Genomic DNA, 14,866 nt, shown 5'->3' on the forward strand with positions numbered 1-14,866 from the left:
TCACGCGATGTGGGGATCGCGCCGACTCACGAGCACACTATGGGCAGGAAACCATTCGCCGTCAGGGGTGTCGGCGAGGTTTTCATGCCCCTCAAGTCGATCAGTGGACTCATGAGGAGGAAACCCATGCGCGGTGCCAAGAGCGCCAAGTGGGTCGTGGGCGCGGTTGTCGTCGCCCTGGCCGCTACCGCCTGTGGCGGCGGTGACGGTGACAGCAAGGACAAGGGCAACGCTGCCGGCGGCGGTACGTTCCGCCTGGGCAGCACGGAGCCGGACACCATCGACCCGGGGCGCGCCCACGAGTCCACGGGCATCCTGCTGTCGAACGCCCTGTTCACCGGCCTGTACTCGAACACGCCGGACGGCCTGGCCGAGCCCGCGCTGGCCGAGTCGGCCAGCTCGGACGAGGGTTGCACCTCCTGGACCTTCAAGATCAAGCCGGACACCAAGTTCTCCAACGGCGAGGTCGTCGACGCCGAGGCGTTCGCCCGCGGTTGGGCGCGTGCCGCGCACAAGGCCGCCGCGTCCGACGTGGCGTACCACCTCGCCGGCATCAAGGGTTACGAGCAGCTGCAGGACGGCTCCGCCAAGACCTTCTCCGGTGTCACCACCCCGGACCCGCACACCATCAAGGTCGACCTGTCCAAGGCCGACTGCGAGTTCGTGCTGAAGACGGCGCACACCGCCTACAGCCCGGTCCCGAAGGTCGCCAAGGTCGGCGAAGAGGACAAGGCGTTCGGCGAGGCCCCCGTCGGCAACGGCCCGTTCAAGATGGACGGCAGCTGGGAGCACAACAAGGCCATCAACCTCGTCCGCAACGACGACTACGGCCTGACGAAGGCGAAGCTGGACAAGGTCCAGGTCACCCTCCTCAACGACAAGACCGCGCACCAGCTCGAGTACGACGGCTTCCAGGCCGGCACCTTCGACTACGCGCACATCCCGACGCCGATGCTGAAGACGGCCGAGGCGAAGTTCAAGCCGCAGAACAAGTGGTTCGCCAAGGACACCAACGGCATGAACTTCGTTCTGCCGATCGGTGACAACGGTCCGACCAACAGCAAGGACGCCCGTCTGGCGATCTCCTACGCGATCGACCGCCAGGCCATCGCCAAGGGTGTCTTCCAGGGCTTCCAGACCCCGTCGACGACCATCGTGCCGCCGGCGTTCCCGAAGGCGTACCAGAAGGACCTGTGCGGCTCCTGCGTCAAGCAGGACGTCGCCAAGGCCAAGGAGCACGCCGAGAAGGCGGGCCTGAAGCCGGGTACCGAGATCAAGTTCTCCTTCAACACCGGTGCGGGCCACGAAGAGTGGGTCCAGGCCGTCGCGCGTCAGCTCGAGGACGTCCTCGGCCTGAAGGTCAAGCTGGACGGCAAGGACTTCCCGGGTCTGCTCAAGGAGCAGCAGGGTGCCACCGCCAGCGGCGTCTACCGCTTCGCGTGGGGTGCGGACTACCCGACCCCGGAGAACTTCCTCTTCCCGCTGCTGCACTCGGCCTCGATGAACAAGGACGCCGAGGGCAACGTGGTCGGTGACAACCGCGCCCGTTACAACAACCCCGAGTTCGACAAGCTGGTCGACACGGCCCGCGCCACGAAGGACGAGGCCGCGCGTACCGCGATGTACAAGCAGGCCGAGAAGATGGCCATGGAGGACATGGCCCTCATCCCGACCTTCAACCGCTCCCAGTTCCGCCTGATGGCGACCGACAAGTTCAACGGTCTGGACGACATCAACTTCAACGAGGACCCGATCCTCGAGAAGATCTCGCTCAAGAAGTAATCGGTTCGGACGGTATATCCGTCAGGAGCGAACGTGCCGCGGCCCCCGGGTGACCGGTGGGCCGCGGCCCCGCTCGGCAGGCCGTTTTTACTTCGGCACCCCTCACATCCGCGGGCAATCCCCGCCGGCCGAGAGCCGGCCCGTTCCCTGGGCCGGAGGCCGCTGCTCCCAGAAGCGGCCAGGTAGAGAGGCACAAACATGGGAAGGTACGTCGCCCGTCGCCTCGGGCAGATGGTCATAGTCCTCATCGGCGCGACCATGGTTCTGTTCGCTTGTCTTTTCGTTCTCCCCGGTGACCCCGTGGGCTCGATCGCAGGCAGCGACAAGGCTCGTGACCCAGCAGTGGTCGCGGAGCTCAAGGCGCGGTACGGGCTCGACAAGTCGCTGCCCGAGCAGTATGTGAACTACGTGTCGAAGGTCGCGACCGGAGACCTCGGCGAGGACTTCATCCAGCGCCGCGAGGTGTCCGAGATCCTCGGCCCCAAGCTGGCGAACACCGCGAAGCTGGCCCTGCTGGCCATCGCTCTCGTCACGGTGTTCGGTATGGGCGTCGGCATCATCGCCGCCCTGTACAGATACAGCATCTTGGACATGGCCACGACATTCTTTACGACCATGGCGGTGGGATTCCCAACGTTCGTGATCGGCATGCTGCTCATGAAGTGGTTCGCGGTCGAACTCCAATGGTTCCCGCAGCTCGGTGGAGACAAGCTCGAAGGCATGGTCCTCCCCGCAGTCACCCTCGCCATCACCGACATCGCGTTCGTCGCCCGCCTCACCCGCGGCACGATGCTCGAGGTGCTGCGCGCCGACTACGTGAAGACCGCCGTGGCCAAGGGACTTCCGCGCCGTCGCGTGCTCTTCAAGCACGTGCTCCGCAACTCGTCCATCCCGGTCGTCACCTACCTGGGCATTTCGTTCGGCGCACTTCTCGGTGGCGCGCTCATCACCGAGGCGATCTTCAACTGGGACGGTGTCGGTCTGGCACTGGTTCAGGCGATCCAGCAGCAGAACAACCCGATCGTGATCGGCGTAGTGACCTACAGCGTCGCCATCTTCGTCGTCCTCAGCCTCATCGTGGACCTGCTGTACGCGGCCCTCGACCCGCGTATCCGCCTCAGCTGACCGCCCCCAAGGAGGATTTCCTCATGTCTGAGCTCGTCAAGAGCCCGGCGATCGGGGACGAGAGCCCCGTGCCGGCCACCCCGGCCGCCCCTGAAGCAACCCCCAAGCAGCTCACCCAGTGGGGCGAGATCCGCCACCGCTTCGTCCAGAACAAGCTGGCCGTCGTCGGTCTCGTGATCATCACCCTGCTGTTCATCACCGCGATCTTCGGCGACATGTTCACGCCGTTCGATCCCGGTGCGCAGGACCTGGAGAAGACCCTCCAGTCGCCCAACGCCACGCACTGGATGGGCACCGACGCCCTGGGCCGCGACATGTTCTCGCGCCTCATTGCCGGTACCCGCGTGGCCATGTTCGTCGGCCTCGCCTCGATCTTCTTCGCCGTGCTGATCGGTGTCGCCCTCGGCGCCATCGCCGGTTACTTCGCCGGCTTCGCCGACACCCTCGTCATGCGCATCGCGGACGTCTTCCTCGCGTTCCCGCTGATGATCGGTGCCGTCGTCATCATCCTGGTCACCGGCCGCGGCATCACCCCGGTGATCATCTCGCTCGCGGTCTTCTCGTGGGCGACCGTGTCCCGACTGCTGCGCAGCTCGATCCTGTCGGTGCGCGAGATGGACTACGTCCACGCCGCCAAGGCGCTCGGCGCCAGCGGCGGCCGGATCGTCCGCACGCACATCCTGCCCAACTCGCTGACGCCCGTCCTGGTCTACGCGACGTTCAACGTCGGTACCACGATCATCGGCGTCGCGGCCCTCTCCTTCCTCGGCGCCGGTGTCCCGGTCGACGTACCGGAGTGGGGCAACATGCTGGCGGCCGGTCAGGCCTTCATCGGCGTCCACGACTACCTGTGGCTGTACCCGAGCTCCTTCGTGGTCGTCACCGTGCTCGGCTTCGCCTTCGTCGGCGACGGCCTGCGCGACGCGCTCGACCCGAAGCTGCGGTAGGGCCGCCCGATGCTCCGAGACAACATCAGCAAGCAGGACGAAGGTGGCGGCGTGACGACGTCGGAGATTCTCAGCGTTGCGGAGACGGGCGGCGGGACCGCCGTGCCGCTGCTGGAGGTGGACAACCTCCAGGTCGAGTTCAAGACCCGTGACGGGGTCGCCAAGGCCGTCAACGGCGTGAGCTACAGCGTCAGCGCCGGCGAGACCCTCGCCGTGCTCGGCGAGTCCGGCTCCGGCAAGTCGGTCACCGCGCAGGCGATCATGGGCATCCTCGACAGCCCGCCCGGGCGCGTCGCCGGCGGCGAGGTGCGCTTCCACGGCCGGGACATCCTCAAGATGTCCGACGAGGAGCGCCGCAAGCTCCGCGGCGACAAGATGGCGATGATCTTCCAGGACGCGCTGTCCTCCCTGAACCCGGTCTACTCGGTGGGCGACCAGCTCGGCGAGATGTTCCGGGTCCACCGCGGCATGTCCAAGAAGGACTCGAAGGCCAAGGCCATCGAGCTCATGGACCGCGTGAAGATCCCCGCCGCCAAGGCGCGCGTGGGCGACTACCCGCACCAGTTCTCCGGCGGTATGCGCCAGCGCATCATGATCGCCATGGCGCTGGCCCTGGAGCCGGACCTGATCATCGCCGACGAGCCCACCACGGCTCTCGACGTGACCGTCCAGGCCCAGGTCATGGACCTGCTCGCGGAACTCCAGCGCGAGATGAACATGGGTCTGATCCTGATCACCCACGACCTCGGCGTCGTCGCCGACGTCGCGGACAAGATCGCGGTCATGTACGCGGGCCGGATCGTCGAGACCGCTCCGGTCCGCGAGATCTACAAGCGCCCCTCGCACCCGTACACCCGGGGCCTGCTGGACTCGATCCCGCGCCTGGACCAGAAGGGCCAGGAGCTCTACGCGATCAAGGGCCTGCCGCCCAACCTGCTCCGCATCCCGGCGGGCTGTGCCTTCAGCCCCCGGTGCCCCAAGGCGCAGGACATCTGCCGTACGGAGATCCCGGTCCTGCACCCGGTCACCGAGCTGGACGGCACCGAACTGCCCGGCCGCGGGAGCGCGTGCCACTTCTGGAAGGACCAGATCCATGGCTGAGCTCAGCAAGACGACCACCGAGCGCGAGCCGATCCTCCAGGTCCGCAACCTGGTCAAGCACTTCCCGCTGACCCAGGGCATCCTGTTCAAGAAGCAGGTCGGCGCGGTCAAGGCCGTCGACGGCGTGTCCTTCGACCTGTACCAGGGCGAGACCCTCGGCATCGTGGGCGAGTCCGGCTGTGGCAAGTCCACGGTCGCCAAGCTCCTGATGAACCTGGAGCGGGCCACCGCCGGCGAGGTCTTCTACAAGGGCCAGGACATCACCAAGCTGTCCGGCCGTGCGCTGAAGGCCGTGCGCCGCAACATCCAGATGGTGTTCCAGGACCCGTACACCTCGCTGAACCCGCGCATGACGGTCGGCGACATCATCGGGGAGACCTTCGAGATCCACCCCGAGGTGGCCCCGAAGGGCGACCGGCGCCGCAAGGTCCAGGAGCTCCTGGACGTCGTGGGCCTGAACCCGGAGTACATCAACCGCTACCCGCACCAGTTCTCCGGCGGCCAGCGCCAGCGCATCGGCATCGCCCGCGGCCTCGCGCTCAACCCGGAGATCATCATCTGCGACGAGCCGGTCTCCGCGCTCGACGTGTCGGTGCAGGCGCAGGTCATCAACCTGATGGAGAAGCTCCAGGACGAGTTCAACCTGTCCTACATCTTCATCGCGCACGACCTGTCGATCGTCCGGCACATCTCGGACCGCGTGGGCGTCATGTACCTCGGCAAGATGGCCGAGATCGGCACCGACGCCCAGATCTACGACCACCCGACGCACCCCTACACCCAGGCGCTGCTGTCGGCGGTCCCGGTCCCGGACCCCGAGGTCCGCGAGTCCCGCGAGCGCATCATCCTCACCGGTGACGTCCCGTCCCCGGCCAACCCGCCGTCGGGCTGCCGCTTCCGCACCCGCTGCTGGAAGGCCCAGGACAAGTGCTCCACCGAGGAGCCGCTGCTGGCGATCCCGGAGCGCTTCAAGGGCGTCGACACCCCGGCGGCGCACGAGTCCGCGTGCCACTTCGCCGAGGAGAAGGCCATCCTGGCGGTCTGATCCACGCACGCTTAACCGAACGGCCGGTCCCCGGCGCCTCACGGCGCCGGGGACCGGCCGTTCTCCGTGCCCCGTGGGGTGCGCGCCCGTCCCGGGGGCCCGTCCCCGGGACCGCCGTGGACGGGCGGGGCGGCGGGACGGCGCTTTCGGCCTCCGCGGAAACCGGTTGCGACCCCGGGAACCGGGGCCCGAGAGTGACGCAATGACCATCACCGTACGGCCCGCCGGCCCCGGGGACGCGGCTGACATCTGCGCCCTGCTCAACGCCGTCGACATGATCGAGATCGGTCGGCCCGAAACCGACCTCGGCACCGTCGAGTCCGACCTCAACGCACCCGACGTGGACCTCGCCACCGACTCCTGGCTCGCCTTCGAGGGCGGCAGGCTCGTCGCCTACGCCCTCGTCTGGGCGGACTCGGGGCCGGGCCGCGTCGACGCCGACCACTACGTGCTGCCCGGCCACCACGAGGCCGCGGTCCTGCTCCTGGAGCGCATGGAGGACCGGGCCCGTGGGATGAGCGCCGGGCCGGGCGTCCTGCGGCTCCAGCTCAACGTGCAGCCCACCATCGACCTCGCGCTCCTCTCGGAACGCGGCTACCGCACCGTCCGCCGCTACCAGGTGATGACGCGGTCCCTGTCCGCCGCCGCCGACCTCGCGCCCACCCCGCCCGCCGGGCTCGCCCTGCGCCACTGCGGCGACGACGAGGCCGACCGCCACCGGGTCCACGCCCTGGTCGAGGAGACCTTCGCCGACCACTTCGGCCACGTGGACCGCCCCTACGAGACCTGGCTGGACCACATCGAGGGCCGCGGGCTCGACTGGTCGCTGGTGTGGATCGCGAGCCTGCCCGGCGAGGGCGACGTCGCCGTGCTGGTCACCCGGGACGACCGCACGAGCATGGCCTGGGTCAGCCACATAGGCGTACGCAAGGACGTGCGCGGCCGGGGCGTCGGCGGATTCCTGCTGCGCCACGGCTTCGCCGCCTACGCGGCGCGCGGCCGCGACACCATCGGCCTCGGCGTGGACACCCACAACGCGACCGGCGCGCTCGCGCTCTACGAGGCGCACGGCATGGCCCTGCACTACGGCGTCGACGCCTGGGAGCTGGCTTTGCACCCCCAGGGGTGACAGGGGCGGGACGCGCGGGTGCAATCGGTCCAACCACGCGTGTGCGACACCCCTCATAGGGTGACATTGGCCCCTAAGTGAGTCTTGGGAGCCATAGGAGGCACTCCATGCGCGGAGCCACCCACGCCAAGTGGGCCGCATGTGCGGTGGCCGTCGCCCTCGCGGCGACGGCCTGCGGCGGCGGGAGCGACAGCGGCGGGGGCGGCGAGGCGGGAATCATCAGCTCGTCGTGGGGTGACCCGCAGAATCCGCTGGAGCCCGCCAACACCAACGAGGTGCAGGGCGGCAAGGTCCTCGACATGCTCTTCCGCGGCCTCAAGCGCTATGACCCCAAGACCGGCGAGGCCAACAACATGCTCGCCGAATCCATCGAGACGACGGACAGCCAGAACTTCACCATCACGCTGAAGGACGGCTGGACGTTCAGCAACGACGAGCCGGTCACCGCGCAGTCCTTCGTGGACGCCTGGAACTACGGCGCGGACGTGCGCAACAAACAGAACAACTCGCCCTTCTTCTCCGACATCGTCGGCTACGACGACGTGCACCCGGCGTCCGGCGAACCCAAGGCCAAGACGATGTCCGGACTGGTGGTCAAGGATCCCAAGACCTTCACCGTCGCCCTCAAGGACAAGTTCTCGACCTGGCCGGAGACCCTGGGCTACCAGGCCTTCTCGCCGCTGCCCAAGGCCTTCTTCACCGACCACACCGCCTGGCTGGACAAGCCGATCGGCAACGGCCCGTACACGGTGGACTCGTACACCAAGGGCACCGGCATGAAACTGCGCAAGTGGGACGCGTACCCCGGCGAGGACAAGGCGCAGAACGGCGGTGTGGACCTGAAGGTCTACACCGACAACAACACCGCCTACACCGACCTGATCTCCGGCAACCTCGACCTCGTCGACGACGTCCCGGCGCAGCAGCTGAAGAACGTCAAGAACGACCTCGGTGACCGGTACATCAACCAGCCGGCCCTCATCATCCAGACCCTCACCTTCCCGCTGTACGACCCGCAGTGGAGCAAGCCGGGCATGGAGAAGGTCCGTCAGGGCATCTCGCGGGCCATCAACCGGGACGAGATCACCAAGCAGATCTTCCGGGAGACCCGGACCCCCGCCAAGGACTGGACCTCGCCGGCCCTCGGCGAGAAGGGCGGCTTCTCCTCCACCGCGTGCGGCGACGCCTGCGTCTACGACCCGGCCGAGGCCAAGAAGCTCATCCAGGAGGGCGGCGGCCTGCCGGGCGGCAAGGTCACGCTGACCTCCAACGTGGACACCGGCTCGCACCGCGACTGGATGGACGCCGTCTGCAACAGCGTCAACAACGCGCTGGGGGAGGGCCCCGTCTGCACGGTCAACCCCGTCGGCACCTTCGCCGACTTCCGCAACCAGCAGAGCAGCTACAAACTGACGGGCCCCTTCCGCTCCGGCTGGCAGGCCGACTACCCGCTGATCCAGAACTTCCTCCAGCCGCTCTACTACACGGGCGCCTCCTCCAACTACGGGAAGTTCAGCAACAAGGAGTTCGACGCCCTCGTCGACCAGGCGAACCGGGAGAGCGACCCGGCCAAGGCGATCGCGAGCTTCCAGGAGTCCGAGAAGATCCTCGCCGAGCAGATGCCGTCCATCCCCCTCTGGTACCAGAACGGCAGCGCCGGCTACTCCGAGCGCCTGGAGGACGTCGCCCTCAACCAGTTCAGCGTGCCGGTCTACGACCAGATCAAGGTCATCTGACCCCCCACCCGGATCCCCGGCCCCCCGCCCTGCGGGGGGCCGCCGCGCCCGCCAACAGCATGGAGCACTCCATGGGACGTTATGTGATCCGGCGGCTGCTCCAGATGATCCCGGTGTTCATCGGCAGCACGTTCCTGATCTTCTTCATGGTGTACGCGCTCGGTGACCCGGTCGCGGCCCTCTTCGGCGACAAGGCCCCCGACCCGGCCACCGCCGCGCGCATCCGCAAGGACCTCTACCTCGACCAACCCCTGTGGAAGCAATACCTCCACTACATGGGCGCGATCTTCCAGGGCGACTTCGGAACCGCCTTCAACGGCCAGTCCGTCACCGAGCTGATGGCCACCGCCTTCCCCGTCACCCTGCGCCTGACCCTGGTCGCGATCTTCTTCGAGATCGTCATCGGCATCACCCTCGGCGTGATCAGCGGCCTGCGCCGCGGCAGGACCGTCGACACCTCGGTCCTCGTGCTCACCCTCGTGGTCATCTCGGTGCCGACCTTCGTCACGGGCTACCTGCTCCAGTACCTCTTCGGCGTCCAGTGGGGCTGGGTGCGGCCGACCGTCTCCCCGGACGCACCGCTGAACGAGCTGATCCTGCCCGGCATCGTCCTCGCGCTGGTCTCCCTCGCGTACGTCACACGCCTGTCGCGCACCTCCATCGCGGAGAACGTCAAGGCCGACTACGTCCGTACCGCCACCGCCAAGGGCCTGCCCCGCAGCCGTGTCGTCACCCGTCACCTGCTGCGCAACTCCCTGATCCCGGTGGTCACCTTCATCGGGACCGACATCGGCGCGCTGATGGGCGGCGCCATCGTCACCGAGCGGATCTTCAACATCCACGGCGTCGGCTTCCAGCTCTACCAGGGCATCCTGCGCAACAACTCGCCCACGGTCGTCGGCTTCGTGACCATCCTCGTCATCGTCTTCCTGCTGGCGAACCTGCTCGTCGACCTGCTCTACGCGGTCCTGGACCCGAGGATCCGTTATGCCTGATCCCGAGCGCCCCGAACCAGGCGGCTACGACCCGGTCGGGCCCCGCCCGAAGGAGGCGGTATCACCCACGGGCCAGGGGGGACCCATGGATCTCGCGCTGGACGAGGCCGAGAGCGTCGAAGGCATCGAGAAGAGCGCCGGACCGGGCGCCTCCGGCCCCCGGGAGCGGGCCCGGTCCCTGTGGTCCGACGCCTGGCACCAGCTGCGCCGCAACCCCGTCTTCATCATCTCCTCGCTGCTGATCCTCTTCCTCGTCGTCATCGCGATCTGGCCGCAGCTCATCGCGAGCGGCGACCCGCTGCAGTGCGACCTGTCCAAGTCCCAGCAGGGCTCCGCCCCCGGCCACCCCTTCGGCTACGACACCCAGGGCTGCGACGTCTACACCCGCACCGTGTACGGCGCCCGTGCCTCGATCACCGTCGGGGTCTGCGCCACCCTCGGCGCCGCCCTGCTCGGCTCCGCCCTCGGCGGCCTCGCCGGGTTCTTCGGAGGCTGGGGCGACTCGCTGCTGTCCCGGGTCGCCGACATCTTCTTCGGCATCCCGGTCGTCCTCGGCGGCCTGGTGTTCCTGTCGGTCGTCACCAGCACCACCGTCTGGCCCGTGGTCGGATTCATCGTGCTGCTGGGCTGGCCGCAGATCGCCCGCATCGCCCGCGGCTCGGTGATCACCGCCAAACAGAACGACTACGTCCACGCCGCCAGGGCCCTGGGCGCCGGCAACGCCCGGATGCTGCTGCGGCACGTGGCGCCCAACGCCGTCGCCCCCGTCATCGTCGTCGCCACGATCGCGCTCGGCACGTACATCGCGCTGGAGGCGACCCTGTCCTTCCTCGGCGTCGGTCTGCGCCCGCCCACCGTCTCCTGGGGCATCGACATCTCCAACGCGGCATCGCAGATCCGCAACGCCCCGCACATGCTGCTGTGGCCGGCGGGCGCGCTGAGCATCACGGTGCTCGCCTTCATCATGCTCGGCGACGCGGTGCGCGACGCCCTCGACCCCAAGCTGCGCTGAGGAGCCCCGCACATGCTGCTCGAAGTCCGCGACCTGCACGTGGAATTCAAGACGCGCGACGGAGTCGCGAAGGCGGTCAACGGGGTCGACTACTCGGTGGACGAGGGCGAGACGCTGGCCGTGCTCGGCGAGTCCGGCTCCGGCAAGTCGGTGACCGCCCAGGCCGTGATGGGGATCCTGGACGTGCCGCCGGGACGGATCGCGGGCGGTGAGATCCTCTTCAAGGGCCGCGACCTGCTGAAGATGAAGGAGGACGAGCGGCGCAGGATCCGCGGCGCCGAGATGGCGATGATCTTCCAGGACGCGCTGTCCTCCCTGAATCCGGTGCTGACCGTCGGTAAGCAGCTCGGCGAGATGTACGAGGTCCACCGCGGGATGTCCCGCAAGGACGCCCGGGCCAAGGCCGTCGAGCTGATGGACCGGGTGAGGATCCCTGCGGCGAAACAGCGGGTGGGTGACTACCCGCACCAGTTCTCCGGCGGCATGCGCCAGCGCATCATGATCGCCATGGCGCTGGCCCTGGAGCCCTCGCTGATCATCGCCGACGAGCCGACGACAGCCCTGGACGTCACCGTCCAGGCGCAGGTGATGGACCTGCTCGCCGAGCTCCAGCGGGAGCTCAACATGGGCCTCATCCTGATCACCCACGACCTCGGCGTGGTCGCCGACGTCGCGGACAAGATCGCGGTCATGTACGCGGGCCGGATCGTCGAGGCGGCCCCCGTCCACGAGATCTACAAGGCGCCCGCCCACCCGTACACGCGCGGTCTGCTCGACTCCATCCCCCGCCTGGACCAGAAGGGCCAGGAGCTGTACGCGATCAAGGGCCTGCCCCCCAACCTGCTCCGCATCCCGCCCGGATGCGCCTTCAACCCGCGCTGCCCGATGGCTCAGGAGGTCTGCCGCAGCGACGTCCCGCCGCTGTACCCGGTGACCGAGTCGCCCGTGGCACGGGCCAGCGCCTGCCACTTCTGGAAGGAGTGCCTCCATGGCTGAGCCCCTTCTCGAGGTGAAGGACCTGGTCAAGTACTACCCGCTGACCCAGGGCATCCTCTTCAAGAAGCAGGTCGGCGCGGTCAAGGCCGTCGACGGGGTCTCCTTCGGCCTGCACGCGGGCGAGACCCTGGGCATCGTGGGGGAGTCCGGCTGCGGCAAGTCCACCGTCGCCAAGATGCTGGTCAACCTGGAACGGCCGACCGCCGGTTCGATCGCGTACAAAGGCGAGGACATCAGCCGGCTGTCGGGGCGCGCGCTGAAGGCCGTGCGCCGCAACATCCAGATGGTGTTCCAGGACCCGTACACCTCGCTGAACCCGCGCATGACGGTCGGCGACATCATCGGAGAGCCGTACGAGATCCACCCGGAGGTGGCCCCGAAGGGCGACCGGCGCCGCAAGGTCCAGGAACTCCTCGACGTCGTGGGCCTGAACCCGGAGTACATCAACCGCTACCCGCACCAGTTCTCCGGCGGCCAGCGCCAGCGCATCGGCATCGCCCGCGGCCTGGCCCTCCAGCCCGAGATCATCGTCGCCGACGAGCCGGTCTCCGCCCTGGACGTCTCGGTCCAGGCGCAGGTCGTCAACCTGCTGGAGAAGCTCCAGGACGAGTTCAACCTGTCCTACGTCTTCATCGCGCACGACCTCTCGATCGTCCGGCACATCTCCGAACGGGTCGGCGTCATGTACCTCGGCCGGATCGTCGAGATCGGCACCGACACCGAGATCTACGAGCACCCGACCCACCCGTACACGCAGGCGCTGCTTTCGGCCGTGCCGGTCCCGGACCCGCAGGCCCGCGCCCACCGCGAGCGGATCATCCTCTCCGGTGATGTCCCGTCCCCGGCCAACCCGCCGTCGGGCTGCCGCTTCCGCACCCGCTGCTGGAAGGCCCGGGACCGCTGTGCGGCGGAGGTTCCGCTGCTGGCGATCCCCGAGGTGTTCCCCTCCGGCCCGGCGGCGCATCCTTCGGCGTGCCACTTCGCGGCGGAGAAGCGGGTGGTCCCGCACATGCCGCCGGAAGGGCCGGACGTACCCGGGGAACAGGACACGGACTGAGACGGTTTATCCACAGACCGACGATTTCCGGCCACCCGGCATGTGCCGACTGCTGGAGCGGCCGTGGTGACCCAACACGGTTTACCTGCGGGCAACTTGACCGTTTCTGCCCCGAGATCTGGGGCATGCAGCCTGGGTGCAGTGCGGCCGTGCGGGTGCCGACAGCCGGCCGGGGGGCGCAATCGCTCCCCGGCCGGCCTTTCCGTGACCCCGCCCGTGCGCGGCATGCGCCCCTTGTGCTGCCGGATTTCGATCGATGCGCTGGCACGGATAGTTATGATCCGTAGCGCACGGTGGGTATGACTCTCGCCGAGCACGAATGCGCGTACCGATGTCCGCTCGACGTGGAGGTGAAACGCCGTGGCACTCTCGATCTCTGCCGTGGTGCTGCTGGCGATCATCGTTTTCCTGCTGGTCCGCCGGGCGGGCCTGAAGGCGGGACACGCGGTGGTCTGTGTGCTGCTCGGCTTCTACCTGGCGAGTTCCACCATCGCCCCGACCCTCAGCCAGCTCACCTCGAACGTGGCGAGCATGATCAGCGGCATCAAGTTCTAGGCTGCGTCCCGGCGGCCGGGCCGGGGCCCGCCGGGCAGGGCGGGCAGGCCGGGGCCGGCGCGGGGTACCCCCTACGCTAGCCCCATGAACGGTCTTCCCGCCCGTCGTCTGCTCTTCGTGCACGCGCACCCCGACGACGAGTCGATCAACAACGGCGTCACCATGGCCAAGTACGCGGCCCAGGGCGCCCACGTCGCGTTGGTGACCTGCACCCTGGGCGAGGAGGGTGAGGTCATCCCGCCCGGCCTCGCCCACCTGGCGGCCGACCGCGACGACACCCTCGGCGCCCACCGGATCGGTGAACTCGCCGCCGCCATGGCCGAACTGGGCGTCCACGACCACCGGTTCCTCGGCGGCCCCGGACGCTTCCGCGACTCCGGGATGATGGGCGCCCCGCAGAACCGCCACCCGGAGGCCTTCTGGTCCGCCGACGTGGACGAGGCCGCCGCGTACCTCGTGGAGGTGATCCGGGAGCTGCGCCCGCAGGTGCTCGTCACCTACGACCCGGACGGCGGCTACGGACACCCGGACCACATCCAGGCCCACCGCGTCGCCATGCGCGCCGCCGAACTGGCCGCGGAGACCGCGTACCGGCGCGACCTCGGTGCCCCTCACGCCATCGGCAAGATCTACTGGAACCGCGTCCCGCTCTCGGTGGTCGAGGAGGGCTTCGCGAGGCTGGCCGCCGCCGGGGCCGAGGTGTCCTTCCCTGGGCTCGCCTCGCCCGAGGACGTGCCGGGGGTCGTCGAGGACGGGCGGATCACCGCCGAGATCGAGGCCGACGAGGCCCTCGTGGCGGCCAAGACCGCCGCCATGCGCGCGCACGCCACCCAGATCGCCGTGGACGGGCCCTTCTTCGCCCTCTCCAACGACCTGGCGCAGCCGCTGTTCGCGCGCGAGTACTACGAACTGGCCGAAGGCCGGCCGGGCGCCGCGGCGGGCGAGCGCGAACACGACCTCTTCGCGGGGGTGCAGGCGTGACCGGCACCCTCACGGCGGGCCGGATCGCCGGCGGCCTGGGCCTGCTGGCGCTGGGAGCCCTGACCGGCGCGGCCGGCTGGCTCGTCGTGGACCTGTGGTTCCCCGGCGGGCTGCTGCTCGCGCTGCTGGCCCTGTTCGGGCTGTTCCTCGGCGGCCGGCTCGCCCTCGGTACCGCCCTCGGGGTGGGTGGCGGCGCCGTCGGCTGGTTCCTCGCCTACGTGGTGCTCAGCCTCCCGCGCCCCGAGGGCGACTTCCTTCTCAGTTCGTCCGGAATCGGCATGTACGCCTACCTTTTGGGCGGAGCGGCGCTGGCTGTGATGTGTGCCACGATCAGCCTTCCGGCCGATCGGCCGTTTTCGGCCTCCCGGCCCGTCAAGTGACGTGGTGTCGGACCTCGTAGGGAGC

General features: G+C 68.6%; 14 protein-coding genes. All 14 read left to right on the forward strand.

Annotated elements, in window-relative coordinates; all coding sequences use genetic code 11:
• Nucleotides 1-126: 126 nt before the first annotated feature.
• The 14 genes from ACZ6JS_RS00750 to ACZ6JS_RS00815 all read left to right on the forward strand — a co-directional run bounded on the left by ACZ6JS_RS00750 (nt 127) and on the right by ACZ6JS_RS00815 (nt 14,841).
• Entirely contained in the window at nt 127-1,782 is a 1,656-nt protein-coding gene (locus ACZ6JS_RS00750) for a peptide ABC transporter substrate-binding protein (protein ID WP_469294891.1), read from the forward strand.
• Nucleotides 1,783-1,980: 198 nt separating this feature from the next.
• Nucleotides 1,981-2,907, forward strand: coding sequence for an ABC transporter permease (locus ACZ6JS_RS00755; protein WP_030853331.1), 927 nt, complete (start codon nt 1,981-1,983; stop codon nt 2,905-2,907).
• A 23-nt stretch (nt 2,908-2,930) separates the two neighbouring features.
• Nucleotides 2,931-3,854 carry an ABC transporter permease gene (locus ACZ6JS_RS00760; RefSeq protein WP_469294893.1) on the forward strand — a complete coding sequence of 308 codons (924 nt, stop codon included), beginning with the start codon at nt 2,931-2,933 and terminating at the stop codon, nt 3,852-3,854.
• Nucleotides 3,855-3,863: 9 nt separating this feature from the next.
• Nucleotides 3,864-4,955 carry an ABC transporter ATP-binding protein gene (locus tag ACZ6JS_RS00765; protein WP_469294894.1) on the forward strand — a complete coding sequence of 364 codons (1,092 nt, stop codon included), beginning with the start codon at nt 3,864-3,866 and terminating at the stop codon, nt 4,953-4,955.
• The gene (locus tag ACZ6JS_RS00770; protein ID WP_030853340.1) at nt 4,948-6,000 is read left to right on the forward strand and encodes an ABC transporter ATP-binding protein; all 1,053 of its coding nucleotides are present in this window, start codon (nt 4,948-4,950) and stop codon (nt 5,998-6,000) included. Before ACZ6JS_RS00765 ends, ACZ6JS_RS00770 begins: the two co-directional genes overlap by 8 nt.
• Before the next feature lie 202 nt (nt 6,001-6,202).
• Complete coding sequence (locus ACZ6JS_RS00775; RefSeq protein WP_469294896.1) at nt 6,203-7,129, forward strand: GNAT family N-acetyltransferase; 927 nt, start codon at nt 6,203-6,205, stop codon at nt 7,127-7,129.
• Between the two features lie 107 nt (nt 7,130-7,236).
• Nucleotides 7,237-8,865 (forward strand): peptide ABC transporter substrate-binding protein, encoded by a 1,629-nt coding sequence (locus tag ACZ6JS_RS00780; RefSeq protein ID WP_469294897.1) that lies wholly within the window; start codon nt 7,237-7,239, stop codon nt 8,863-8,865.
• 71 nt (nt 8,866-8,936) lie between these two features.
• On the forward strand, nt 8,937-9,860 hold the full coding sequence (locus ACZ6JS_RS00785; RefSeq protein ID WP_469294898.1) for an ABC transporter permease: 924 nt from the start codon (nt 8,937-8,939) through the stop codon (nt 9,858-9,860).
• Nucleotides 9,861-9,945: 85 nt separating this feature from the next.
• Entirely contained in the window at nt 9,946-10,872 is a 927-nt protein-coding gene (locus ACZ6JS_RS00790) for an ABC transporter permease (RefSeq protein WP_469294899.1), read from the forward strand.
• Between the two features lie 12 nt (nt 10,873-10,884).
• Nucleotides 10,885-11,868: an ABC transporter ATP-binding protein gene (locus ACZ6JS_RS00795; RefSeq protein ID WP_469294901.1), complete on the forward strand. Its 984-nt coding sequence runs from the start codon at nt 10,885-10,887 to the stop codon at nt 11,866-11,868.
• Nucleotides 11,861-12,925: an ABC transporter ATP-binding protein gene (locus ACZ6JS_RS00800; protein WP_469294902.1), complete on the forward strand. Its 1,065-nt coding sequence runs from the start codon at nt 11,861-11,863 to the stop codon at nt 12,923-12,925. The genes ACZ6JS_RS00795 and ACZ6JS_RS00800 overlap by 8 nt, the downstream gene beginning before the upstream one ends.
• Nucleotides 12,926-13,285: 360 nt before the next feature.
• Nucleotides 13,286-13,480 carry a hypothetical protein gene (locus ACZ6JS_RS00805; protein ID WP_030036986.1) on the forward strand — a complete coding sequence of 65 codons (195 nt, stop codon included), beginning with the start codon at nt 13,286-13,288 and terminating at the stop codon, nt 13,478-13,480.
• Nucleotides 13,481-13,564: 84 nt separating this feature from the next.
• The gene (mshB, locus tag ACZ6JS_RS00810; protein WP_469294903.1) at nt 13,565-14,461 is read left to right on the forward strand and encodes an N-acetyl-1-D-myo-inositol-2-amino-2-deoxy-alpha-D-glucopyranoside deacetylase; all 897 of its coding nucleotides are present in this window, start codon (nt 13,565-13,567) and stop codon (nt 14,459-14,461) included.
• On the forward strand, nt 14,458-14,841 hold the full coding sequence (locus ACZ6JS_RS00815) for a DUF6113 family protein (RefSeq protein ID WP_469294904.1): 384 nt from the start codon (nt 14,458-14,460) through the stop codon (nt 14,839-14,841). The genes mshB and ACZ6JS_RS00815 overlap by 4 nt, the downstream gene beginning before the upstream one ends.
• The last annotated feature ends 25 nt before the right edge of the window (nt 14,842-14,866 follow it).

The sequence above is a fragment of the Streptomyces sp. NPDC046349 genome, assembly GCF_055587885.1.

Excerpts from the sequence above, each read along its gene's own strand:
- ACZ6JS_RS00750 (WP_469294891.1), top strand. The coding sequence starts at position 127 with ATGCGCGGTGCCAAGAGCGCCAAGTGGGTCGTGGGCGCGGTTGTCGTC.
- ACZ6JS_RS00755 (WP_030853331.1), top strand. The coding sequence starts at position 1,981 with ATGGGAAGGTACGTCGCCCGTCGCCTCGGGCAGATGGTCATAGTCCTC.
- ACZ6JS_RS00760 (WP_469294893.1), top strand. The coding sequence starts at position 2,931 with ATGTCTGAGCTCGTCAAGAGCCCGGCGATCGGGGACGAGAGCCCCGTG.
- ACZ6JS_RS00765 (WP_469294894.1), top strand. The coding sequence starts at position 3,864 with ATGCTCCGAGACAACATCAGCAAGCAGGACGAAGGTGGCGGCGTGACG.
- ACZ6JS_RS00770 (WP_030853340.1), top strand. The coding sequence starts at position 4,948 with ATGGCTGAGCTCAGCAAGACGACCACCGAGCGCGAGCCGATCCTCCAG.
- ACZ6JS_RS00775 (WP_469294896.1), top strand. The coding sequence starts at position 6,203 with ATGACCATCACCGTACGGCCCGCCGGCCCCGGGGACGCGGCTGACATC.
- ACZ6JS_RS00780 (WP_469294897.1), top strand. The coding sequence starts at position 7,237 with ATGCGCGGAGCCACCCACGCCAAGTGGGCCGCATGTGCGGTGGCCGTC.
- ACZ6JS_RS00785 (WP_469294898.1), top strand. The coding sequence starts at position 8,937 with ATGGGACGTTATGTGATCCGGCGGCTGCTCCAGATGATCCCGGTGTTC.
- ACZ6JS_RS00790 (WP_469294899.1), top strand. The coding sequence starts at position 9,946 with ATGGATCTCGCGCTGGACGAGGCCGAGAGCGTCGAAGGCATCGAGAAG.
- ACZ6JS_RS00795 (WP_469294901.1), top strand. The coding sequence starts at position 10,885 with ATGCTGCTCGAAGTCCGCGACCTGCACGTGGAATTCAAGACGCGCGAC.
- ACZ6JS_RS00800 (WP_469294902.1), top strand. The coding sequence starts at position 11,861 with ATGGCTGAGCCCCTTCTCGAGGTGAAGGACCTGGTCAAGTACTACCCG.
- mshB (WP_469294903.1), top strand. The coding sequence starts at position 13,565 with ATGAACGGTCTTCCCGCCCGTCGTCTGCTCTTCGTGCACGCGCACCCC.